The sequence below is a fragment of the Pseudomonas sp. ACN5 genome, from assembly GCF_002303975.1.
GTDB classification, from domain to species: domain Bacteria; phylum Pseudomonadota; class Gammaproteobacteria; order Pseudomonadales; family Pseudomonadaceae; genus Aquipseudomonas; species Aquipseudomonas laurylsulfatiphila.
In genome coordinates this window covers 170,001-193,665 of sequence record NZ_MRCP01000009.1, presented here as the reverse complement: position 1 = coordinate 193,665, position 23,665 = coordinate 170,001, and the positions used below count along the sequence as shown (strand labels likewise).

Below are 23,665 nucleotides of genomic sequence, written 5' to 3'. Positions count from 1 at the left end.
TCGCCTTTTTCTCACGACTGCGAAAATGACTCGACGCTACCCCTCATCCCGCCACGCTGGAGCTGGGCGGCAAATCGGTGAATATCGCGTTGGGCTTACTGGAAAGAATGGCGCATGATGGCGTAGGCGTAACAACAGGAGGCACGTAATGGTCAAGGTAGCGTTGTTCGTTCGTCTGGAAGCCAAATCCGGGAAAGAGAAAGAGGTAGAGAGCTTTCTCTTGGGTGGCCTTCCAATAGTGGAGGATGAGCCGGCCACTACGGCTTGGTTCGCCATCCGCTTGGGGCCGTCCACCTTTGGCATCTTTGACGCTTTCCCGGATGAAGCAGGCCGGCAGGCTCATCTTTCGGGCAAGGTCGCAGCGGCGCTTATGGCCAAGGCTGCCGAGCTGTTTGCCACACCGCCATCAATTGAGAAGGTTGACGTCCTTGCGGCCAAGCTACCCGGCTAAGCAAGTCCAACAAGGCGCTCCAACCAATTTCCCTGCCGCCACTTTGCAGCATCAGGGGCGCGGCTGAGTTTGGACGTTTAGCGATGCCAACTGGGATAAAGCCGTGGAGGGGGCTGGCGATCCTGCTGACGCCTGTATCCACACCAGTGTGCAAGCCGAATTGCCCGATGCCCTTTGGTTGGATATGGAGCCGAACGCTGCACCGAAACCCATCAAAGCGCTGACCCCGATATCGCCGGGCGATCACAGCCAGATGTTCAGCAGTTGGCTGTGGCAGGGCACCGGCAGCCTAAATGTTAAACAGTTGCGTTTTATATATATGAAGTGAGCCGTCACATTTTTTTGTACACAGTCTTGAACGACTGCTTTTGGCTAGCGGCCGTTCAGATGGAAGCCCCAACCATCTACGTATAGGCTGTGCGCTTCTGAAATGGATTTCCAGGTGAGGGCAAGTGGCTTATGGAAAGTTCCGAAATTCACGAACGGTTGAACAACCGTCGATTCATCGTCGCCAACAACACCCAAGGGCTATCGGGTAACGGAACGGTATTTCATTATCTCGTCGACGGCGGGGCCATCACCGGCACTTACCACGGCGGCCGGATCCGCATGGGCAGTCAAGTGGGGCGGGTGACGGGCAGCAACACTATCGAGCTTCTTTATCACTGCCTTACCACTGAGGACGAGATCCTTGCTGGCTGGTCGCGCGGCGAGATTGGCCAAGACCATCATGGGCGCACGACGCTTCACTTTGTTTGGGGATGGCTATCCGGTGCGACGGGGGGGGGCGAGTCTAGTTACGTCGAGCTTGTCGACTAGCTAGCCTATTGCAGAAGCAGCGATTCGCGAACGTCCGCGAAGAGTTGAAAGCAGATATGTCGTCAATTGAGGCAGGTCCATACAAGCTCGAAAGGCCGCAACTGCGGCCGCAAACTCCATTAAACGCTTTACTGGAACCGTTCCGGCTCTATCGGGCTCCGAGCCTGACTTCGGCTTTCAACATCTTCCAGCAACGAATTCACCAGCGCCTGGCAGATCTGCAGCAAATGTTCGGTCGCTGGATTGACAGCGACAGGCGAAAGGTTCCCGGGGCAGAGCAGGGGATTCAACGCGGGCGGCGAACTTTAAACACTGAACTCCGGCAACATGAGCGTTCGACCCACCCGGATCATCAGCACGTTGCCATCACGCACAGCAGGACGGGAACCCATGCCAAACCCTTCATTCGGTGAATCCTCCTGCACCACTGCGGCCAGCGGCCTGGTGGAAGTGCGCGGCGCGCGGGAAAACAATCTCAAAGACGTCGATGTCGCCATTCCACGCAATGCGCTCGTGGTGTTTTCCGGTGTGTCGGGTTCCGGCAAGTCCTCGCTTGCCTTCGGCACGATCTATGCCGAGGCGCAGCGGCGCTACTTCGAGTCGGTTGCCCCCTATGCGCGGCGATTGATCGACCAGGCGGGCGTTCCGGATGTCGATGCGATCGACGGCCTGCCGCCAGCGGTCGCATTGCAGCAACAGCGCGGGGCGAGCAATGCGCGCTCTTCCGTAGGCAGTGTGACCACGCTGTCCAGTTTCATACGCATGATGTACTCGCGTGCCGGCGCGTATCCCGCCCATCAACCGATGTTGTATGCGGAGGACTTTTCGCCAAACACGCCGCAAGGGGCCTGTCCGGCGTGTCATGGCCTGGGCCACGTGTACGAGGTGACGGAGGCGAGCATGGTACCCGATCCGTCGCTGAGCATACGTGATCGGGCCATCGCCGCCTGGCCACCGGCCTGGCATGGTCAGAACCTGCGCGACATCCTGGTCACCATGGGCTACGACGTCGACCGCCCCTGGAAGGATCTGTCCAGAAAAGACCGTGACTGGATCCTGTTCACCGAGGAGACGCCCACGGTACCGGTCTATGCGGGCTTCACACCTGGCCAAACCCGTGACGCACTCAAGCGCAAGCTTGATCCCAGCTACATGGGGACCTTCACCGGCGCGCGACGCTATGTGCTGCACACCTTTGCCAATACCCAGAGCGCATTGATGAGAAAGCGCGTGTCGCGCTACATGGAAGGCAAGCCATGTCCGACCTGCCACGGCAAGCGGCTCAAGGCCGAGGCGCTGTCGGTCACCTTTGCCGGGTTGGACATTGGCGAGTTCATGCAAATGCCGCTGGACCACCTGGCTGCACTGCTTGAGCCCATAGCCCAGGGCGATTTTCGCGCGCACGCCGCCGGGGAGGGCTCCGACCTGTCCGCGACCCGTCGTGATCGATCCGAACGTGCCGCGCACGGTCGTGCGGTGCATGCCGCATCGCCTGACGTGCGCCGGACCTCGGCGCTCTCGGAGGAGAAGCGCCTTGCCGCACAGCGCCTGGTCGGGGGTGTGATGGCGCGACTGCGCCAGCTGCGCGGATTGGGCCTGGGTTACCTCACCCTGGATCGGGCCACCCCGACGCTATCGGCTGGCGAGCTGCAACGCTTGCGCTTGGCCACGCAACTGAGCTCCATGCTGTTTGGCGTGGTGTATGTGCTCGACGAACCCTCAGCAGGCCTGCACCCCTCAGACAGCCAGTCGCTGTACGACGCGCTGGACAAGCTGCGCGATGCCGGCAATTCGGTGTTCGTGGTGGAACACGACCTCGACTTGATGCGCCGCGCGCAATGGCTGGTGGATGTGGGGCCGGATGCGGGAGAGCGGGGCGGCCATGTGCTTTACAGCGGTGTGCCGCAAGGGCTGCGTAAGATTGCCGAGTCGCGCACCGCACGTTATCTGTTCGATGAAATCCCTGCGCCGGCTAGCCGTGGGCGCGAACCCGCCGGCTGGCTGGAGTTGCGAGGTATTCGGCGGCACAACCTGCACGGCGTGGATGCCAACATCCCGCTCGGCGTGCTGACGGCGGTGACCGGCATCTCGGGTTCGGGAAAGTCCAGCCTGGCCGCTCAGGCCTTGCCGGAACTGTTGCTGTTGCACCTGGGGCACGAGCCCGAGGACGATGCGGCTGAAAACGCCAGCAGCGAAGGGCCGGCGATGATCGAAGTCACCGGTGGCCACCTCGCAGGCGATGTGGAGGTGGTCCAGCGCCTGGTCCAGGTCGACCAGAAGCCGATTGGCCGTACGCCACGTTCCAACCTGGCCACCTACACCGGTCTGTTCGATCACGTGCGAAAACTGTTTGCCGCTACGCCGGACGCGCGCCGTCGTCGCTTCGACGCCGGGCGATTTTCCTTCAACGTGTCGAAGGGGCGCTGCGAGACGTGCGAAGGTGAGGGTTTCGTCAGCGTTGAGCTGCTGTTCATGCCCAGCGTCTACGCACCCTGTCCCACGTGCCATGGCGCGCGCTATAACGAGGCCACGCTCGCCGTGCGCTGGAATGGAAGCAACATCGCCGATGTGCTGAACATGACGGTGGAAGAAGCCCAGGACTTCTTTGCGAGCCAGGACGCCATCGCGCGGCCGTTGCAGCTACTGCGGGACATCGGGCTGGGTTATCTGCGCCTTGGGCAGCCCGCCACGGAGTTGTCGGGGGGCGAAGCGCAACGCATCAAGCTCGCCACGGAGCTTCAGCGAAGCCAGCGAGGTCGCAGCCTGTATGTGCTCGACGAGCCGACTACCGGCCTGCACGCGTCGGATGTCGACCGCTTGCTGGTACAACTGCAGCGCCTGATCGATGCTGGCAATACCGTGGTGATGATCGAGCACGACATGCGCGCGGTGGCCCAGGCCGACTGGGTGATCGACATTGGGCCTGGCGCGGGAGAGGCGGGCGGCCGGATAGTAGCGGTCGGCACGCCCCGGCAGGTAGCGGTCGCGCCAACAAGCCAGACAGCTCCTTTCATGGCTGAGGCGCTCAGGCGCGCGCCACAGTCAGTCGACTGATCGCACAAGGGCGACCTTGTTCTGGTCACGATCGCAAGGTTGGTACGCGTGCTCCGCCTGAGTCGAAAATGGCACTTCACAGCCGGCCGCTACCGACCGATTTTGTTGAAAAAGTCGGTTAAAGATTTCAATCTCAAATCTGCTGACGTGCCGATAAATTTCAAATTTCATGTAGACGCACGCACTTCAATTTTGGCGAAGCGTTTTTACACACTCTGGGCCGATTGCTGCCGATCAATCCGAGCCGGAGTTGACCTGAAACAAGCGCTCTGCGAGCGCTACAAAACTTTAAGTGATTCAGTATTGAAGAATCTGACCGAGGACGGCAGTAGGGGGACTGTGGCGACGTACGCTGGAAAAGACATAATCGATTTGACCAGAGGGTGCTCCTAGGTCGAGCGAGTCGAGAAATCGAAGTCAGCTAAACGGCGGCAATCTGATACGGTTTTTTATGTTGGATCTGAACCTTTTTTTTGTTGGTCGGTGCTCTATAGAGTGCGCGTCCGACGCACTAGTGGACAGTGATCGGCCGCCCACTATTTCGGGCTCTCTGATGACCGGATGACCTCGAGAGTCTTCAGGAACCACCATGAATACTCGTCCTGGCTTCCACAGCAAGGCATTGCCCGAGTCGCAACGTGACATCCTCGGCATGATCGCGACCGACCATCATCTGGGCGAAATACTCTGCGCCATCTGCGAGATGCTCGACGCACAGTCCCCCGAAACCTTCTGCTCGATTCTGCTTACCGATGCCGAGGGTAAACGCTTGCTGAGCGGCGCGGCGCCCGGCCTGCCGATCGAATACAGCAAGGCGGTTCATGGTATGACCATTGGACCAGAGGAAGGAACCTGTGGCACCGCAGCGTTCCGGCGCGAACTGGTGGTCACCGAAGACATCGCCCGGGACCCCAACTGGGAGCGTTTTCGCGACCTGGCGCTGGGGCATAACCTGCGTTCCTGCTGGTCGGTGCCTTTGCTCTCCCATCAAGGAAACGTGTTGGGTACATTTGCCCTATACCAGAACCGCGTCCATGCACCGGACGAGGCGCAGATTCAACGACTGGCCTGCGCAGCCCAACTGGCAGTCATCGCGATCCGCCATGAGCGTGACGGCCAACGACTGGAGGAAAGCGAGCAACGTTTTCGGTCGTTGTTCACCTACAACCCCAACCCGGTGTTCGCCCTTGATCTGGCTGGCAACATCCAGAGTGTGAACCCAGCAGGCCTGAAGCTGAAACCGCACACCGCAACCGATTTCATTGGTCATCACTTTTCCCATCTGGTGCTTGAAGAAGACCTGCAACGGGTCAGTCAGCATTTTTCCGCAGCCCGCGCCGGAGAGCCTCAGCGCTTCGAGGCGCGGGTTCGCGACGAGAGTGAAAAGCTGTTGACCATGGACATCTCTAACCTGCCGATCATGGTCAACGGAGAGATCGTCGGGGTATTTGGCATTGCCCGGGACATCAGCGAGCAAAAGCATTTCGAGCGCCAATTGAGCTTCAACGCCAGCCATGACCGTCTGACCGGTTTGCTCAACCGTGTCACGCTTGAAGACCGACTTGTTCTGGATTGTCACATCAGTCGTCGGCGTAAGCGTCGTCTGGCGGTGATGTGCATAGATCTGGATGGATTCAAATCCATCAACGATTCGACCGGGCACTACTTCGGCGATCAGGTGCTGATCGAGGTGGCGCAGCGTATGACCCAGCAGGTTCGTCCCGGGGATACCATCGTGCGCATGGGCGGTGACGAATTTATCGTGCTGTTGCCTGACCTGCTTCGTGATGAGGACGTTGTACCGGTGGCCGAGCGCTTGATGGCCAGCATTGCCAGACCCTACTGTGTCCAGGGCATTGACTTGCACGTGAGTGCCAGTATCGGCATCACCCTGAGCGATGGTCACATCGAGCAGCCGATGCAGCTGATCCAGCAGGCTGACATGGCCATGTACAAAGCCAAGCAGCAAGGGCGCAACAACTTTCAGTGGTACACCAGCGATCTTAATCAGCGCGTTTGTGAGCACGCGAGCCTGCGCAATGACCTGCAAAAGGCTATCGAAACTCAATCGTTACAGCTGCATTATCAACCGCAGATAGACGCGCGCACGGGGCGGGTGGTCGGGATCGAAGCGTTGCTGCGCTGGGAGCATCCGGAAAAAGGATTCATCTCTCCGGCGGTGTTTGTGCCAGTGGCAGAGGACAGTGGTCAGATCATCCCGCTAAGCCTTTGGGTTCTTGATACGGCTTGCGCGCAGTTGCGCCAGCTAGGCGAGCAGGGCATCACCGGCATCTCAATGGCCGTGAATATTTCGCCGATGCATTTTCAGCGTGGCCATTTCGTCCAGTGTATTCAGGCTACCCTGGACAAACATGGTCTGCTGGGTGAGCAGCTGGAGCTGGAGATCACCGAGTCGCTTCTGCTGCATAACGCTGAACAGGCGATCGACACGTTGCACCGGCTCAAGGCGTTGGGGGTGCGCATTGCTCTCGATGATTTCGGCACCGGTTTTTCCAGCCTCAGCTATCTCAAGCGTTTGCCCATCGACAAGATCAAGATTGACCGCTCGTTCATCCAGGAAATCGCCACCGACCATCACGATGCAGCGATCACCCAAGGCATCATTTCCATGGCCCATCACCTCAGCCTGACGGTGGTCGCCGAAGGCGTGGAAACGGCTGCCCAGGTGGATTTTCTGGAGGTCAGTCGCTGCGATATTTTTCAGGGGTATTACTTTGCCAAACCGATGCCCTTTGCAGAAATCGAAGCGTTCCTGAGCCATCCCGTTTCCCTCTCCCTGACCGGCAATTGTGTCGGGTCCCAGACCTGAAATTCAGACGCTAAGGCAAATTTTCAGACCCCAGCGCAGAACTCCCTCTCCCCAGGCAAGGCGCTCCCTGCGCCTTTCTCACACACTCGGCTCTAACGCTATCGCGCTGCAAAACAACAAGAGCCGCGAAAAATGACTAGTTTCCAACCTGCTACCGAAAGCCAGACCGGCCACATCGGCGCCCGTCAGACCCGTGTCGAGGACGCCGCATTGTTGCGCGGCCTTGGCTGCTATGCCGATGACGCTGCGATCCCGCCGGGTACGCTACACGCGGCGATCATCCGTTCACCCCACGCTCATGCGCGGATCACCTCGGTGGACTTTTCCAAAGCGCTGCTGATGAAAGGCGTGCACGGCGTACTGGTCGGCGAAGACGTCAAACGCTGGGCGCTACCGTTCCCGGTGGGTGTGCGTCAGCCGATGGAGCACTGGTGCGTTGCCGTCGACAAGGTGCGTTACGTCGGAGAGCCGGTGGCCGTGGTGATCGCTGAGAGCCGCTATCTGGCCGAAGACGCCATCGAAGGTGTGCGCGTTGAATACGAGCCGCTGCCACCGATCATCGATCCTGAACTGGCCACCGCCGAACAGGCGCCGATCCTGCACGAAGCAGTCGGCAGCAACGTGGTCAACGAACGGCACTTTCGTTATGGCAAACCGGAGCAGGCGTTCGAGCAGGCGCCGCACAAGGTCTCGCTCAAAGTGAAGTTTCCGCGCAGTTCCTGCACACCCATCGAATGCTATGTGGTGCTGGCTCAGTACGAGCGCGCCACTGGCATTTATGACGTGCTTGCCAATTTCCAGGGCCCCTATGCGTTACACACGGTCATGGCCCGTGCACTGAATGTGCCCGGCAACCGATTGCGTTTGCGCACACCGAAAGATTCCGGCGGCAGCTTTGGCATCAAGCAAGGCGTGTTCCCTTACGTGGTGATGATGGGCCTGGCGTCACGCAAGGTCGGTGCACCGGTGAAGTGGGTCGAGGACCGTCTGGAACATCTTCAGGGGGCTTCTTCGGCGACCAATCGGGTGACCGAAATTGAAGCGGCGGTAGAAGCCGATGGCCGCATCACCGCGTTGCGTTATGACCAGATCGATGATTGTGGTGCCTACCTGAGAGCGCCCGAGCCGGCAACTTTCTACCGCATGCACGGGAATCTGACGGGTGCCTACGCAATCCGCAATGTACAAGTGCGCAACCGGGTGGTGCTGACCAACAAGACCCCCTCCGGCCTGAACCGTGGTTTCGGTGGCCCGCAAGTGTATTTCGCCCTGGAGCGGCTGCTGCAACACATCGCCGTGCAGTTGAAGCTTGATCCGTTGGACGTGATCCGCCGCAACCTGGTGCCCGCCGATGCCTTTCCTTACCAAGCGGCCGCGGGTGCGTTGCTCGATTCCGGCAATTACCAGGCAGGCATTGCCTTGGCGGTGGCTGATGGCGGTCTCGACGAGTTGCTCAAACGTCGTGATCGGGCGCGTGCCGAAGGCCGAATCTATGGCATTGGGTATGCCGCCGTCATCGAACCCTCGATTTCCAACATGGGTTACATCACCACCGCGATGACACCCGAAGAGCGGCGTAAGGCCGGTCCAAAAAACGGCGCTGTCGCAACGGCAACCATTAACGTCGGCCCGTTGGGGGACGTCAGTGTGCACGTGTCCTCGGCCCCGCAAGGGCAGGGCCACCAAACCACCGTGGCCCAGGTCGTCGCCGAAGTGCTTGGGGTTGCGCTGGAATCCATCGTGGTCAACGTCGAGCTCGATACCCAGAAGGACGCCTGGTCGATTGCCTCGGGCAACTATTCGAGCCGCTTCGCCGGTGCTGTAGCCGGTGCCGTCTATAAGGCCGCGCTGAAGATCCGCGATCGCCTCGCCGCGATTGCCGCCGAGCAACTGCAGGCCAGTCCCGAAGATATTCGCTTCGCGGGCGGCAAAATTTTTGTCGTCAATGGTGGGGCGGTGGCGCCATTCCATCGGATTGCTGGTGCGACCCACTGGTCGCCGGGCCTGCTGCCGGAAGGTGAAAGCGGCGGTCTGCGCGAAACCGCCTTCTGGAGCCCGCCGCAACTGGTGGCCCCGGACGACCAGGATCAGGTCAATAGCTCGCTGTGCTACGGCTTTGTCTTCGACATCTGTGGTCTGGAAATCGACCGCATGACCGGCGAGATCCACATTGATCGCTACGTCACCTGTCATGACGCCGGCCGCCTGCTCAACCCGGCGCTGGTCGATGGCCAGATTCGTGGTGGCTTCACCCAAGGCCTCGGCGCGGCGCTGATGGAAGAGTTCGCCTACGGCGAGGACGGCAGCTTCCTGAGCGGGACCTTCGCCGATTATCTGGTGCCGACCGCACCGGAAGTGATCGAACCGATGATCCTGCACATGGAAACGCCATCGCCATTCACCCCGCTGGGCGCCAAGGGCGTGGGCGAGGGCAACAATATGAGCACGCCGGTGTGTATCGCCAACGCGGTGGCCGACGCCCTCGGTCGCTCGGACATTCGTCTGCCACTGACTCCCTCCAAAGTACGCACGCTCATCGGGATCGACGAACCACCACGGCCCGCCGGTATGGAGCCTGATGAAAACCTGGACACAGCACCTGCCGGTGGACCGGCACTGCGGGCCAACGACTCGGTGGTGATTCCTGCTTCGCCGCAACAGGTCTTCGATACCTTGCTCGACCCGCAGACGCTGGCGGCGATCATTCCCGGTTGTCACGACCTGGTGCTAGAAGGCGAAAACCGTTACCGCGCGGATGTCACCGTCGGCGTCGGCATGATCCGTGCGCGCTTCGAGGCCAAGGTTGCCCTGAGTGATCTGGACCCTCCGCATTCATTGCGACTGTCCGGTTCCGGAAGCAGCTTGATGGGTTCGGCCCAGGGCCAGGCCAAGGTGCGTTTCGTCGAACTGGAAAATGGGCACACACGCCTGGAATACCAGTACCAGGTGGCGGTCAGCGGCAAAGTCGCCGCGGTCGGCGGCCGAATGTTGCAAGGGGCCTCGAAAGTGATCATCGGACAAATCTTTACTCGCCTGTCGCAACGGGTCAGCGGCCAAGCCATTTCCACCAGCTGGTGGGCACGATTGCAGGCCTCGCTTGGCGCGCTGTTTGGCAAGGGAGGTGCGCAATGAAACCGGCTGCTTTCGATTACGTTCGGGCTGACACCCGTCGTCAGGTGATGGAGTTGCTCGCCGAGTACGGCCAGGAAGCTCGCATCATTGCCGGTGGCCAATCGCTGATGGCGGTGTTGAACATGCGGCTGGCTCAACCCAAGTTGCTGATCGATATCAATCATGTGGCTGAGCTGGCCTACATCGAACTGCGCAAGGATTGCCTGGCGGTAGGTGCCGGGGTACGACAGGCGCAGCTGTTGGCGCGTTCGACCCTGATGGACGAGGTGCCTTTACTGGCACTGGCGATGCCCTGGATCGGTCACTTCCAGACGCGTAATCGCGGCACCGTCTGCGGTTCGGTGGCTCACGCCGACCCCAGCGCCGAGCTGCCGCTGTGCCTGGTGACGCTGGGCGGCGAGATCGTTCTCGAGTCGAAAAAAGGCAAACGCATCGTCAAGGCTGCCGACTTCTTCCAAGGCATTCTCACCACCGATAAGCGTGCAGATGAACTGGTCGTCGAGGTGCGTTTTCCGCTCAAGCGCGAAGGCATCACTTATCGCTTCCGCGAAATCGCCATGCGCCACGGCGACTTTGCAATTGTCTCCCTGGCCGCGGCCATCGGCGCGGAGCAGGTCGAACTCGGCATCGGCGGGGTCGCTGACCGTCCGCAACGTCGCAGTCTGCCTCGTGGTGCGGGGCTGCCGGACGCGCTCAATCAAACCGCCTGGTCGCTCGACGCTCAAGACGACGTGCAGGCCAGCGCTGCCTATCGCCGCCAACTGATTCGCGAGCTGGGTCATCAGCTGATCGAAGGAGTCTGAACATGCGTGTAACTGCCGACCAAACCTTTCCGATTCGCCTGGAACTCAATGGCCGCTCCCGCGAAGCACTGGCTGAACCGCGGACCCAACTCTGCGACTTCCTGCGCCACGACCTCGGTGCCACCGGTGTCCATGTCGGATGCGAACACGGCGTCTGCGGCGCCTGCACGGTGTTGGTGGACGGAGTCGCCATGCGTTCCTGCCTGATGCTCGCGGTACAGGGGCACGAGCGCCGTATCGAGACCGTCGAGTCCCTGGCCGACGACGACACGCTGAGCGATCTGCAACAAGCCTTTCGCCGACATCACGCCTTGCAGTGTGGCTTTTGCACTGCGGGCATTCTCATGTCCTGCGTGGATTTCCTCGAACGGGTACCCAGCCCGGACGAGATCCAGGTACGCGACATGCTTTCGGGGCATCTATGTCGCTGCACCGGCTACACAGGCATCGTCCAGGCCGTGCTCGAAGTCGCTGCCCAGCGCCAAACGAACAAAGGGGTATAACAAAAATGTTCGATCTCGGACGCAGTTTCCTCGCTGCCGTTGAACGCCGGCCGCACGCCGTGGCGGTCAGTGACGGTGAACTGAAGAAAACCTATGAGGACTGGTTCGTCGATATCCAGAGCGCCGCTTGGGGCTTGCAATGCCTTGGGCTGCGACGCGGTGATCGACTGCTGGTAGCAATGCAAAACCGCTGGCAGATGGCAACCCTGCATTGGGCCTGCCAGTTTACGGGCATCGTCATGACCCCGTTGAACTGGCGTTCGACCGCCGATGAACTGGGCTACTGCATCGAAGATGCGCAAATCCGTGCAGTGGCTTACGACGACGCTACCGTGACCGCCGTGGCCGGTTGCAGCGCCGCCACAAGGCTGCCACGGATCACCGCCGGTCTGCGTGCCGCCAACACCGACCTGAGTTTCGAGGAACTGTGTTCGCAGACCCCCTCAGGCATCATTTTGCAGGCCGACGCCGAGGATTTTTCACTGCTGCTGTACACCTCCGGAACCACCAGCAAGCCCAAGGGCGTGCCCCGGCGGCACCGTTGCGAACGCGCCGCGGCGGTTGCCCACGTAGCGCAAAACCTCTACCGCCAGAGCGAGTGCACGCTGGGTGTCATGCCGCTTTACCACACCATGGGCGTGCGTTCGTTGCTGTCCATGGCGCTGATCGACGGACATTTCGTCTGTGTGCCGAAGTTCGACGTGGAAGCCACGCTGCAGGCCATCGAACGGGAAAAGGTCAGCAACCTGTACCTGGTGCCGACGCTCTACCACATGCTCATTGAGCACCCGGCCTTTGCCCGTGAACGAGTCGCCAGTGTGGAGAAAATCGGCTTTGCCGGTGCGCCGATGAGCGACGGTTTGATGCGTCGCGTCGAGCAGGCGTTCCAGCCGCAATTGTTCGTCAATCATTACGGCAGCTCGGAAATCTACACCTTCACCATCGACCAGCAAGCCAACCGCAAACCCGGTTCGTCAGGGCGCAGTGCTATGAACCAGCGCGTGCGCGTGGTGCCGATCGATGCTCAAACGCCGGACGTGCAGGTCAACCCATTGGAGGAGGGCCAGATCATCGCCGACCTGGCAAGTGACGAGGCGTTCGAGGGCTATCTGAACCGCCCCGAAGCGACCGCCAAGGCGTTGCGTGATGGATGGTATTTCACCGGCGACATCGGCTACTTCGATCTGGAGGGCGATCTGTTCGTCACGGGTCGTGTCGATGACTTGATCATCACCGGCGGCGAAAACGTCAGCCCGGCAGAAATCGAAAACATGCTTTCTCTGCACCCGGCAGTGGAAGAAGTGGTGGTGGTCGGTCTGCCCGACGAGCAGTGGGGCAAGATCATTGCCGCGTTTATCAAGCTGCGCGCCGAAGTCTCGGAAGGCGACCTCGATGCCCATTGCATCGCTTCGGGCCTGGCCAAATTCAAGCGGCCACGGCGTTACCAGTTCATCGAGCAGATTCCCAAATCTCCAGTGGGCAAGGTGCTGCGGCGCGTGCTGCTGGCGCAATTCCAGGAACAGGCCTTGAAGGCCATCAGCTAATCATCCAGAGGACACTCCCATGCAACAACAAGCGATCCAGCAATTTCTCGACACTCAGTTCGATGGCTTCCAGGTTGAAGTCGATGTGTCCCGCGAGCGCGCTGACATCATCCTGAACCGGGCGCCGTTGAACGTCATTTCCATGGGGCAGCGCGATCAACTGCGCCTGGTCTTCGAAGCCCTTGATGCACACAAAGATGTGCGCGTCATCGTGCTGCGGTCGGTGGGTGAACACTTCTCCAGCGGCGGCGACATAAAAGGCTTCCTCGAAGCGTCGCCGGAGCACGTTTCGAAGCTGGCCTGGAACGTCGCGGCACCGGCACGTTGCGAAAAACCGGTGATCGTTGCCAACCGTGGTTATACCTTTGGCGTCGGTTTCGAGCTGTCCCTGGCCTGCGATTTCCGCATTGCTTCGCAAACCACTCGCTACGCCTTGCCCGAGCAGAACCTAGGGCAGATCCCGGGCTCGGGTGGCTCCGCACGCCTGCAGAAAATCATCGGCATCACCCGCACCAAGCACATGGTGATGCGTGCCAAACGCATCACCGGCGACCAGGCCTATGCCTGGGGTATCGCTACCGAGGTCGTGCCGGATACCGAACTGGAAAGCACTGTCGATGCGTTGGTTGAAGAACTGCGGCGCTTCTCGCCGCTGGCTCAGCGCACGGCAAAAAAACTGATCAACGACAACGAAGATGCGCCGCTGACCGTCGCGATTGAAATGGAAGGTCACTGCTACAGCCGTCTGCGCAGCTCCAAGGACTTCAAGGAAGGCGTTGAAGCGTTTCACAGCAAGCGCGCGGCCGTGTTTATCGGCGAGTAAATCGTACCGGCGAGCAGGCCCGGGAGTATGTTGGTAACGGCGTACACCTTACGGAGCAGGGCCTGCCGCCCCTTTTGATTCACCGCTTGTGTGAGGCAACCATGACTACGACAACAACAATAACTGCATCACCCAACAGCGCCGCTATCGATACACCGCAGATTCCACCGGGCAAGGCTTTGCTCGCGGCATTTGCCTCGACATTCGGCTGGGCGTTGGATTTGTTTGACCTGTTCATTCTGCTCTATGTGGCGCCGATCATCGGCCGCATGTTCTTCCCCTCGGACACCCCGACCCTGTCGCTGGCCGCGGTCTATGCCTCGTTCGCCGTGGCCTTGCTCGTGCGTCCACTGGGCTCGGCGATCTTCGGCGCGTATGCCGATAAACACGGCCGCAAGCGTGCGTTGATGGTGTCGATGGTCGGCGTCGGTATTTCCACGGCACTGTTTGGCGCGTTGCCAACCATTCATCAGGTCGGCATATTGGCCCCGATACTGTTCCTGATATTACGGGTGATTCAGGGCATCTTCGTTGGCGGCATCGTTGCCTCCACTCACACCATCGGCACCGAATCCATCTCGCCGCGCTATCGCGGCTTGATGTCCGGGTTGATCGGTGGCGCTGGCGCCGGCATGGGCGCGCTGTTGGCGTCAGCTACTTATCTGGTGTTGTCGCAGATCTTTCCCGGGGAGGAATTTGACGTCTGGGGCTGGCGCTTCATGTTCTTCTGCGGCCTGCTCAGCACGGTTTTCGGTCTGGTGATGTTCCGTTACCTGGAAGAAACCCCAGTCTGGCAGCAACTGCAGCAAGCCCGCAAAACCAAAGGGCCGGCGGTAGTTGTCGTGTCGCCGCTCAAACGTCTGTTCGGTCGCGAGTACCGCGCCGTGATGCTGGTCAACTTGCTGATTACATTTGGCGGCGGTGCCACGTATTACCTGGCCTGCGGTTATCTGCCGACATTGCTCAACGTGGTCGCCAAAGTGCCTCATACGCAGACTTCGCAAATGCTCATGTACGGGTCGGTGGCAACCATTGTCGGAGCACTGGCCTTCGGTTACCTGAGCGACCTGATCGGTCGAAAGAAGACCTTCATGCTGCTGGGTGTGATCAACCTGGTGAGCCTGCCGATGATGTTTCTGGGTGTCGCCGAATCGGGTTCGCTGACCCGTACTGCGCTGTATTGCGTGGGCATAGGCTTCATGGGCGGGGCGATCATCGCGCCGATTCTGATCTTCCTCAACGAACGCTTTGCCACCGAGCTGCGAGCCAGCGGCACCGGATTGTCCTGGAACATCGGTTTCGCCCTCGGCGGAACCATGCCGACCTTTGTCTCCCTGGTCAGCAGCAGCCCGGCGCAGATTCCCATGGTGCTGGCGATGTTCGCCGTCGGTCTGTCGGTGATCTACTTGATCGGCAGCGTGGTGATTCCAGAAACCCAAGGCAACTTCAAATAACGGTGGGGAGGTGCTCCAGGAATTCGCCGATCAGCTGCAAAGTCCGCTCTGGCGCTTCGGTTTGAGGAGAGTGCCGACAGTCATCCAGCAACACACAGCGGCACGGTCCAGCGACCTGTCGCTGGATGACCACCAGTTGCTCGGGCGTGGCGTAGTGGTCGTCGCGACCCTGAATGACCAGCAGCGGCTTTTCGATACAAGCCAACTGCGCTTCGAGATCGTCCAGGGAAAAGTCCGGATGCAACCAGCTGTCGCTCCAGCCGTAGAAAGCGCCGTCGACATTGGTGCCATGGTGGCGTGCCAGGCGGTCGCGCAACTCGCCCTGATGCCAGGCCTCGGTGGTGTGGCGAATGCCATCGAGGCTCTCGGCCTCGACAATTACGTGAGGCGCCAGTGCGATGCTGCCCAACACGCGTGGATCGTTGGTGGCGGCATAGGCAAGGACGATGGATGCGCCGTCACTGTGACCGAGCAAGACCACTTGCGACAGTTGCAAGGCATCGAGCAATTGCCGCAGTTCCCGAGGGCCGTCGCTGCTCAGGTAGTTCAGCGGACGCGGCAGGTTTACCGGGCTCGATTGCCCATAACCCTGACGGCTGTAAGTGATCACACCGTAACCGCTGGCCTGGGCCAGTTGCAGAGGGAAATCTTTCCATTGTTCGGCGCTGCCGAGGCCTTCGTGCAACAGCACCAGCGTCGGTCGCGAAGGATCAGCCGCAGGCAGTTGGCGATATTCCAGGCGTAGCGGCCCAAGTTGCAGAAATTGTTGTGGAGACATGTTGAATCAACGATTGAACAAGGTTGCTCGCAGGTTACCGTAAACGTAACCCGGCATGCAGTACCACGCTTTGCTTGAGGTACAGACAATATGCGTCATCTCGATGTTCAGGTGATCGACCAGGCACTGCAATGGGCTCGCGACGGGCAGGCCCAGTGGCTGTGCACGGTGCTCTCCACCTATGGCTCGGCGCCGCGTGCGCCGGGGGCGATGCTGGTGACCAATGGCGCGGGCGAACACGTCGGCTCGCTGTCGGGGGGCTGCGTCGAAGAGGAGTTTCTCGAGAGCCTGACGCGCGGTGAATTACGCGAACCGTCGCAGATCGTCAGTTATGGCGACAGTGTCGAGCAACGCCACCGTTTACGATTGCCCTGTGGCGGTGTGCTGATCGTGCTGGTCGAGCACCGCGCTGCCAGTCTCGAATGGATCGCGCACCTGGAGAGCCTGCAAGCGGCGTTACTCGGCCAGCGTCGTCTGCTGCGTCACGTCGAGCTAAGCAGCGGTGCCTTGCGCCTGGACCCGGACACCGGACACGGCAGCGAGCGAGTGCAAGTCGTCGACGAAAGGGTGCGCATCAGCGTTGGCCCTGCCTTGCGATTGATTCTGGCGGGGCTCTCGCCGGTCGCTGAAGCTTGCGCCAGTTTCGCCCGCGCCATCGGCTGCGAAGTCATCGCCTGCGACCCCCGGGAGGAGATGCTGCATGTCCAGCTCGAAGGCGTGGAGATGCAACGTGTGCTGCCTTCGATGTTCATAGCCGCCGGAGGCTGCCACGCGGCGACCGCGGTGGTGGCGCTGACTCACGATCCGCGAATCGATGATCTGGCGCTGATGGAAGCAGTCCACACCCCGGCGTTTTACATTGGCGCCATGGGTTCTCAGGCAACCTCGGCCAAACGCGCCGAGCGGCTCAAACGCATCGGTGGTCTGACGGATGAACAGATCGCCCGTTTGCACATGCCCATCGGCCTCGATCTGGGCAGCAAGGCCCCGGCGGAAATCGCCTTGGCGGTGGTGGCCGATATCCTGCGCGTTTATCACGGGAAAGAGCGCCATGCCTTGTAAGGCGGTTTTCCCGACGAGCGTGGGGCCTGCGAAAGTCGATATAGACGCTCGGTCATTCGCGCGCGATAGTGGCCAGCCAAGTGTTGCTGAACCATAGAGCGATCGCCGGACTTGAGAAATAGATAGACGCCCCGATGATATGCATTGAGGCCGATAACGATATCGCTTCAAGCGAGCGGAGGAATCTGATGTCGATTGCCCAACGGGTTTTCCACGGCAGGTTTGGCCGGGTCGCCTTGCTGAATATGGATCATTCGCTGGTCACCCATACCCATTCCGAATGCCATGTGCTGGTCAAAGTGTCCGGCGAGGACACTTACTTCAACGTTAACGGTCGGCGGGTTCCGCTCAGTGATCGCACGGCGGTGCTGGTCAACGCCTGGGAGCCGCATTTCTACGATCCGCAGCCGGGTGCGGGTGCCACCGTCATCCTGGCGCTCTACATCGAGCCCGCCTGGCTGGCCACTGCCCAGCAGTCGCTGGCGCTCAGCGGTCGGCCGGACTTTTTTTCCCAATCATGCATCGAGCTGTCGAGTCGAAATCGCACCCTGGCCGACATCCTGGTCGCCGAAGCGCATGGTTGTGGGATCGTGCCGAAAGAGCGCTTGGAGTTCATGCTGTTCGACTTCCTGATCGAACTGATCGAGGACTTTTCCAGCTGGCGGCATTTGTCGCTGCTGGGTGCGCCGAACTCAAATGAGTTTCGGGACGCGCGCGTGCGCCGTGGCACCGCCTGGTTGCTTGAGCACCTCGATGATCCGAACCCGATCGACAACGCCGCGCGGGCTTGTGGTCTGTCTCGGGCACACTTCTTTGCGCTGTTCAAGAAAGACACCGGCATGACGCCGACCCTTTTGCTGAACGACGCGCGCATGCGCCGGGCTTTTGCCTGGCTGGAGCGTGAGCGCAGTGGAACGTTGGGCCTGTTGTCGGAGAATCTCGGGTTCTCCGAGCAAGGTCATTTCACACGGTTTTTCCGCCAACACATCGGAGCTTCTCCCAGCCAGTATCGGCGTGTAGTGGATTGTTACGCGGCGGTTTGAACCGAGAGAAGGGCGGGGGTATTTGCCAATACTCCCGCCGATGAAGTTAGTCTTTGATCTTTAGAATTAGTGGTGTGTATAGATTACGAAACTTGTAGGATGCACTAATCGTCCAAAAAATCATAAATCTCTTTCATGCGTTCTTCACGCATCAACTCAAGCTCTTCCATGGTTTCGGCTACCCACTGCAGAATGAAATCCCAGCAATCGCAGTCGTGAGCGTCTGCTTCTGCTTCAAATGCTTCTTTTAGAAATTTAAGGCGATATTCTTCCGGCGACAATCCACAATTATCAGCGAGGCTGTAGCTCAGCTCGCTGAGTTCAAGTTGGATCCATAAGTTGCAATCCAGAAACTTCTTCAGGGCAAGTTCTGCTCTAAGTTCTTTTGCGATCATGAATGCTCTCTTCTGGCATACAATAAGTTGCTGGTTGTCCGAAGTTGGCTCGGTGCTCAATAGGGCTGTGTCAATTTCCTGCCATCATCCATCCTCGAACGCCATGACTTTCACTCAACTCTTTCACGACTCGAACTGCGTCTTGTTTTTGTTTATACGGGCCGATGACGACAAAGTTGTTTTCTTTACGCGCTACCGGTAATTCCAGTTGCTTAATGGCATTTGTGGCGCGATGGCGGCTGGGTGTGTTCAACGCTATTTCGATCACCCACAAGCCTGATGAAGGCGTGGTTGAAGCTTCTTTTTTAGCGTGGAAAATATAGCTACCACACGTTAAGCACGGGCTTTCCAGCGTGATTAGCGACCCAGGTACGGAGCGAAAGACGTGCCATTGCGGATCAGAGGTTTTTTTGCGGGCGAAGAGCACCAGGAGCAGGCCGGTAGAAGTAATCAGGCCGCTAAGGATAATTGTCCAATTGCGTGCTTGTGTGGGCAGTGAAGGCAGCGAAAATACTGGCGATTCGTCTGGCTTTTCGATCAAAAACTGTACGGCGTGAGCCTCCGTTGAGTCGGGTATGGGGGATTCGTTTTCCGCAAGGGGCGTGAGCCCGTCGGAATATTTTGTAGTGAGGTTTGTTACAACTTCATTAGCGGTGTCATCGATGAGTTGTTTTAGCTTTGTCACGTTTTTCTGGATGTAGGAGTTGTCGACATTGTTTTCACAAAGTGGTCCTGTGGCTGTGTACGTCCATAATAATGCTGATAGTTGCCCTACAACGCCCGTTACCAGGAAACCCAAGCCAAGCTTTCGCACGGCACCATCTCCAAATCAAATGAATAGTTATTTGTCCCATTTCTTTCTGATAAAGCATGGTCCTATTGTTTATCCTGGGATGGTCTGGATTCTTGAGCGCGTCAGTGTGCCCAAGCGCCAAAATAAGTTGGCTTCTTTTTTGTTGTTTTAAAGAACATCGGGCTTGCACTTTATAGAATGCTGGTTGACGAAAAAGGCTCAGGTGAACGAAAAAAAATAGTATCAGATGGGTTGTATGCTGGCCTATTAAAGCACTTGTATTTAAGGTTAATGTTGTGGCCGAAGTAACTGGCCAAAGATTTAGGTCATACCTATGCGCTTGCTATAAAGGAAAGGACTGTTAGCCGGCCCTTTACGGTACGGACAGGGAGAAGCTATTGAATTTTTTGTCACCCTTTCAAACGATGCCGGTGTCCTGCGCTACATTTCAGGTGTCATTCCTACCTTGGAGCGTTCTTGGTGAACGCTCCGGATATTGTGCTTGGTGAGCGCATTGATCCGCCGAACCACGAAGCGAGGGATGCTCAACAAGCATCAATTGTCGTCATTCGGTTCAACTGCGCTTCAGCGCAGAAAACTGACCACTCAACCACGTATAAAGCTGGGAAACCGCAGGGCTGATCTGCTTGCGATGCGGGCACACCAGACTCAAAGGCGAAGCTTCGCCAGGAAAATCCGGCAGCAGCACAAGCAGGCGCCCATCGGCGATATCGGCACTGACATCCAGCCAGGATTTGTAGGCGATACCTTCACCGTCCAACGACCAGCGTCGCACGACATCGGCGTCATCGCTGAACAGTGGCCCCGAAACCTGCACGGTTTGCCCGCCCAGGTTCCACTTGTCGTAGACCCGGCCATTTTGCAGATAGAGCAGGCAGTGATGCTTGCTCAAGTCATCCGGCGTTTGGGGAGAACCGCAGCGTTGCACATACTCTGGCGAGGCAACCAGCACTCGCTGGTTCCACGGTGCAAGCGGCAGTGCCACGTAGTTGGCGTCTTCATTCGGGCCGTATCGAATCGCCACGTCCACCGGGTCGCGAAAAAGATTGGCCATCTGGTCCGATAGGAAAAAACGCAAAGTCAATTCTGGATGCTGACGGCGGAACAGCGTCAGCCACGGCAGCAGTATGTTGCGCCCCAGATCGGAGGGTGCTGTCACCTGCAGGACGCCCCGTAGCGTGGCGTTCTTACCACGCAAATTTTCCTTGCCTTGCTGCAGGGTCTCAAGCACTGAGTGGGCGGTGGGCAGATATTGCTCGCCTTCGGCAGTCAATCGCAGGCTGCGAGTGGTGCGGGCGAACAGGCGTACGTCCAGCTCGCGTTCCAGACGTTTGATGGCGGCGGCGACCTGACCAGGCAGAAGATCAGCCTCCAGCGCCGCTGCGGTGAAACTGCCCAGCGTGGCGCTGCGGATGAATAAACCAAGATCATCGATGCGGATCATTTTCACTCCTGTAGTGAAAGTGTTGGCGCATTCTGCTTGTTTTTCTTTGTGCATGGGAAGTCGAAGATGGCTGCGAACGAGTGCATCACCCTTCAGACAGCGAGTGTCCATGAAAGCCATCACCTTTACCGAACATGCTTTGCCCATCGACAATCCACACGCATTGATCGACATCAGCCTCCCGGTGCCCACGCCTGGTCCACGGGATCTGGTGGTTGAAGTTCGCGCGGTATCAGTGAATCCCGTCGATACCAAGGTGCGCGCCGGAACTTTCACAAAAGAACCGAAAATCCTCGGCTGGGATGCCACAGGCATTGTCCGCGAGGTCGGCGCTGACGTGACGCTGTTTCAGCCGGGCGATGAAGTGTTCTATGCCGGCTCGATTGCCCGCACCGGCAGTTACAGCGAATTCCATCTGGTCGATGAGCGGATCGTCGGGCACAAGCCTGGGTCATTGAGTGCCGCCGATGCGGCAGCGTTGCCGTTGACCTCGATCACTGCATGGGAATTGTTGTTTGACCGGCTTGGTGTCGTCGAGGGGTCAGGGGAGGGCAAGTACCTGTTGATCACCGGAGCGGCTGGCGGCGTCGGTTCGATGCTGGTGCAACTGGCCCGACAGTTGACCCGCCTTACCGTCATCGGAACTGCCTCACGCCAGGAAACCGCTGATTGGGTGCGGCAGCTGGGCGCGCATCACGTGATCGATCACAGCCAGCCACTGCTCGCACAGTTGCAAGCGCTCGGCGTGCCGGAAATCGACTATGTCGCCAGCCTGACTCACACCGAACAGCACTTTGCACAACTGATCGACGTGCTCAAACCGCAAGGGCGTCTGGGTGTGATTGACGATCCCGACAGCCTTGACGTGATGCCGCTCAAGCGCAAGTCGCTGTCGTTGCATTGGGAGCTGATGTTCACCCGCTCGCTGTATGAAACCCCGGACATGATCAACCAGCATCACCTGCTCAATCGGGTCAGCGCTCTGATTGACCAAGGAGTTCTGCAAACCACTGTGGGCGAGCACTTCGGTGCGATCAATGCGGCAAACATCCGTCGTGCCCATGCGCTAGTCGAGAGCGGCAAGGCCCGGGGCAAGATCGTTCTCGAAGGTTTCTGATTTCACTTCAGGCGGGTCGCTTGCGGGCCCGCTGAACCGCCTGCGGCATCACTTGCCATTTTTTTAATGTTGGAGCGTTGACGATGAATTCGTCCAGTAACGTGTTGGTATCGATTGCCGTGCTCAAGGCCAAGGCAGGCAAAGAACTGGCATTGAAACAAGAACTGCTGGCGCTGGTAGAGCCGACCCGAGCAGAGCCGGGCAATCTCGATTATGTGTTGTTCAAGCTGCGCGACAAGCAGGACACGTTCTACATGCGCGAGGCTTTCAGGGATCAGACGGCGCTGGATGCGCATTTTTCGATGCCTTACTTTCAGCGCTTTGCCGCCACGGCAGATCACCTGCTCGAAGAGCCGTTGCAACTGATATTCCTTGAGCAGGTATTGGCCTTATGATTCAACCAGTTGAATCGCACCACCTCAGCCGGCGTGGAGGCGGCCGGCGGATCAATTCGCTTCAGGACGTGGCTGTACTCCGAATTGCGGAACGATGTGAGTCCCCAGCTCCTCAATGACTTGCGCAGCAGGGCGCTTTCCGTATTTGAGATTCAGGATAACGTGGTCCACTCCGATTTCCTCAAGCGACTCCAGCAAAAACCGGAGATGGTAGTGTCCAAGTTTGAACCCCAAATGAATGCGAGTGGGCGGCGTGGACGGGTTCTCATCGAGGTCGATGTAAAGCGACTGAGTGAAGGGCTTATAGACGGAACCACATTGCTTCATGACCTCCAGCCGCCAATCTTCCACGATCAGTCGCTGCATGTTCGGTGGGCGTGGATAGTTGATCCATCCGACGCTTTCGCGCGCGATCCAATCCAGTGACTGGCGGCTATTGCCTGTCACGAACATTGGAATGACTTGGGTTGTGGGTTTCGGAATGAGGTCTGCACCCTGCATCTCACCACCGCTCCAGCGAATGGGCTCAAAGCTGGTGCTGTGGGCTTGGCGAATCACCTCGTAGTGCTCTCGAAAGATGTCTCCGCGCCTTTCGGGATCGATGCCAAAAGCCGAAAACTCCACTGGGCGATCGCCGGAAGCCACACCCAGAATCAAGCGACCTGCGCTCAACTGATCGACGCTGGCTGATGCCTTGGCCGTGTGCAGAGGATGGTGTAACGGGATGGCAATGGATGCGGTGCCAAGCGCTATCTCCGACGTATGAGCGGCCATATAGCCCAGGTAAACCCAGGGGTCGAAGACTTGGCCGACATCACCGAAATTAGGGTCCCGAAGAGGCACATCGCGAAACCAGAGCGCGCAGAAGCCCAGCGCCTCTGCTCGTTTGGCCAATGCGACCTGGTTGAGCATGTTCGGCGTGTCCCCATCGAAGGCCTCCAAAGGAAAGAACAATCCCAGGCTCAAATGACCCGGAGTGAAGGTTCGGCTGAACCCTCGATGCTCCTGATAAGGAATCGTGCTCGGCCGATACATACTCATCTTCCTCAATGGGAGAGCGTGAACAGCGCCCCTGTTTCCAGAGGTGCTGCGGCATCGGTCGCTTGGGAACGACAGGTGGGGTAGTGGGTGCAATCTTTGCCCGTTGCGCCGTACATGCTGGTCGGGTCGACCGGAGTGAGGGGCCAGTTGCTGGCGATACGCG

General features: G+C 59.0%; 19 protein-coding genes. 14 read left to right on the top strand and 5 right to left on the bottom strand.

Annotated features, from left to right (window positions below; all coding sequences use genetic code 11):
- The first annotated feature begins 148 nt into the window (after nt 1-148).
- The 10 genes from BSF40_RS18345 (at nt 149) to BSF40_RS18295 (ending at nt 15,413) form a co-directional block, all read left to right on the top strand.
- Nucleotides 149-451 (top strand): putative quinol monooxygenase, encoded by a 303-nt coding sequence (locus BSF40_RS18345; RefSeq protein ID WP_095966138.1) that lies wholly within the window; start codon nt 149-151, stop codon nt 449-451.
- Between the two features lie 459 nt (nt 452-910).
- Nucleotides 911-1,270 carry a hypothetical protein gene (locus BSF40_RS18335; protein ID WP_095966136.1) on the top strand — a complete coding sequence of 120 codons (360 nt, stop codon included), beginning with the start codon at nt 911-913 and terminating at the stop codon, nt 1,268-1,270.
- A gap of 390 nt (nt 1,271-1,660) precedes the next feature.
- Nucleotides 1,661-4,324 (top strand): excinuclease ABC subunit UvrA, encoded by a 2,664-nt coding sequence (locus BSF40_RS18330; RefSeq protein WP_095966135.1) that lies wholly within the window; start codon nt 1,661-1,663, stop codon nt 4,322-4,324.
- Nucleotides 4,325-4,913: 589 nt separating this feature from the next.
- A complete protein-coding gene (locus tag BSF40_RS18325) occupies nt 4,914-7,154 on the top strand; it encodes a bifunctional diguanylate cyclase/phosphodiesterase (RefSeq protein ID WP_095966134.1) in 2,241 nt (746 codons plus the stop codon).
- Nucleotides 7,155-7,286: 132 nt separating this feature from the next.
- Nucleotides 7,287-10,286 (top strand): molybdopterin cofactor-binding domain-containing protein, encoded by a 3,000-nt coding sequence (locus BSF40_RS18320; protein ID WP_095966133.1) that lies wholly within the window; start codon nt 7,287-7,289, stop codon nt 10,284-10,286.
- Entirely contained in the window at nt 10,283-11,089 is an 807-nt protein-coding gene (locus BSF40_RS18315) for a xanthine dehydrogenase family protein subunit M (protein ID WP_015095129.1), read from the top strand. Before BSF40_RS18320 ends, BSF40_RS18315 begins: the two co-directional genes overlap by 4 nt.
- Nucleotides 11,090-11,091: 2 nt before the next feature.
- Nucleotides 11,092-11,592: a (2Fe-2S)-binding protein gene (locus BSF40_RS18310; RefSeq protein WP_015095128.1), complete on the top strand. Its 501-nt coding sequence runs from the start codon at nt 11,092-11,094 to the stop codon at nt 11,590-11,592.
- A gap of 5 nt (nt 11,593-11,597) precedes the next feature.
- Nucleotides 11,598-13,136, top strand: a complete 1,539-nt coding sequence (locus tag BSF40_RS18305) for an AMP-binding protein (RefSeq protein WP_095966132.1) — start codon at nt 11,598-11,600, stop codon at nt 13,134-13,136.
- 19 nt (nt 13,137-13,155) lie between these two features.
- The gene (locus BSF40_RS18300; RefSeq protein WP_015095126.1) at nt 13,156-13,959 is read left to right on the top strand and encodes an enoyl-CoA hydratase/isomerase family protein; all 804 of its coding nucleotides are present in this window, start codon (nt 13,156-13,158) and stop codon (nt 13,957-13,959) included.
- 101 nt (nt 13,960-14,060) lie between these two features.
- Nucleotides 14,061-15,413: an MFS transporter gene (locus BSF40_RS18295; protein ID WP_015095125.1), complete on the top strand. Its 1,353-nt coding sequence runs from the start codon at nt 14,061-14,063 to the stop codon at nt 15,411-15,413.
- Here BSF40_RS18295 and BSF40_RS18290 read toward each other — a convergent pair.
- Nucleotides 15,406-16,191 (bottom strand): alpha/beta fold hydrolase, encoded by a 786-nt coding sequence (locus BSF40_RS18290; protein WP_015095124.1) that lies wholly within the window; start codon nt 16,189-16,191, stop codon nt 15,406-15,408. The genes BSF40_RS18295 and BSF40_RS18290 overlap by 8 nt on opposite strands.
- Before the next feature lie 90 nt (nt 16,192-16,281).
- Between BSF40_RS18290 and BSF40_RS18285 the strand changes: the two genes are divergently transcribed.
- On the top strand, nt 16,282-17,253 hold the full coding sequence (locus tag BSF40_RS18285) for an XdhC family protein (RefSeq protein ID WP_015095123.1): 972 nt from the start codon (nt 16,282-16,284) through the stop codon (nt 17,251-17,253).
- A 188-nt stretch (nt 17,254-17,441) separates the two neighbouring features.
- Nucleotides 17,442-18,296: an AraC family transcriptional regulator gene (locus tag BSF40_RS18280; protein ID WP_015095122.1), complete on the top strand. Its 855-nt coding sequence runs from the start codon at nt 17,442-17,444 to the stop codon at nt 18,294-18,296.
- A 104-nt stretch (nt 18,297-18,400) separates the two neighbouring features.
- Here BSF40_RS18280 and BSF40_RS18275 read toward each other — a convergent pair whose 3' ends face one another.
- The 3 genes from BSF40_RS18275 to BSF40_RS18265 all read right to left on the bottom strand — a co-directional run bounded on the left by BSF40_RS18275 (nt 18,401) and on the right by BSF40_RS18265 (nt 20,949).
- The gene (locus tag BSF40_RS18275) at nt 18,401-18,691 is read right to left on the bottom strand and encodes a DUF6388 family protein (protein WP_095966131.1); all 291 of its coding nucleotides are present in this window, start codon (nt 18,689-18,691) and stop codon (nt 18,401-18,403) included.
- Between the two features lie 70 nt (nt 18,692-18,761).
- Nucleotides 18,762-19,505 carry an SPOR domain-containing protein gene (locus BSF40_RS18270; protein ID WP_095966130.1) on the bottom strand — a complete coding sequence of 248 codons (744 nt, stop codon included), beginning with the start codon at nt 19,503-19,505 and terminating at the stop codon, nt 18,762-18,764.
- A gap of 553 nt (nt 19,506-20,058) precedes the next feature.
- Nucleotides 20,059-20,949 carry a LysR family transcriptional regulator gene (locus BSF40_RS18265; protein WP_095966129.1) on the bottom strand — a complete coding sequence of 297 codons (891 nt, stop codon included), beginning with the start codon at nt 20,947-20,949 and terminating at the stop codon, nt 20,059-20,061.
- A 109-nt stretch (nt 20,950-21,058) separates the two neighbouring features.
- On the opposite strand from BSF40_RS18265, the gene BSF40_RS18260 reads away from it, so the two are divergent.
- Both BSF40_RS18260 and BSF40_RS18255 read left to right on the top strand, forming a co-directional pair.
- Nucleotides 21,059-22,066, top strand: a complete 1,008-nt coding sequence (locus BSF40_RS18260; RefSeq protein ID WP_015095118.1) for a zinc-binding alcohol dehydrogenase family protein — start codon at nt 21,059-21,061, stop codon at nt 22,064-22,066.
- Nucleotides 22,067-22,149: 83 nt separating this feature from the next.
- Nucleotides 22,150-22,461 carry a putative quinol monooxygenase gene (locus tag BSF40_RS18255; RefSeq protein ID WP_015095117.1) on the top strand — a complete coding sequence of 104 codons (312 nt, stop codon included), beginning with the start codon at nt 22,150-22,152 and terminating at the stop codon, nt 22,459-22,461.
- A 51-nt stretch (nt 22,462-22,512) separates the two neighbouring features.
- On the opposite strand, the gene BSF40_RS18250 is transcribed toward BSF40_RS18255, so the two are convergent.
- The gene (locus BSF40_RS18250; protein WP_015095116.1) at nt 22,513-23,496 is read right to left on the bottom strand and encodes an LLM class oxidoreductase; all 984 of its coding nucleotides are present in this window, start codon (nt 23,494-23,496) and stop codon (nt 22,513-22,515) included.
- Between the last annotated feature and the right edge of the window lie 169 nt (nt 23,497-23,665).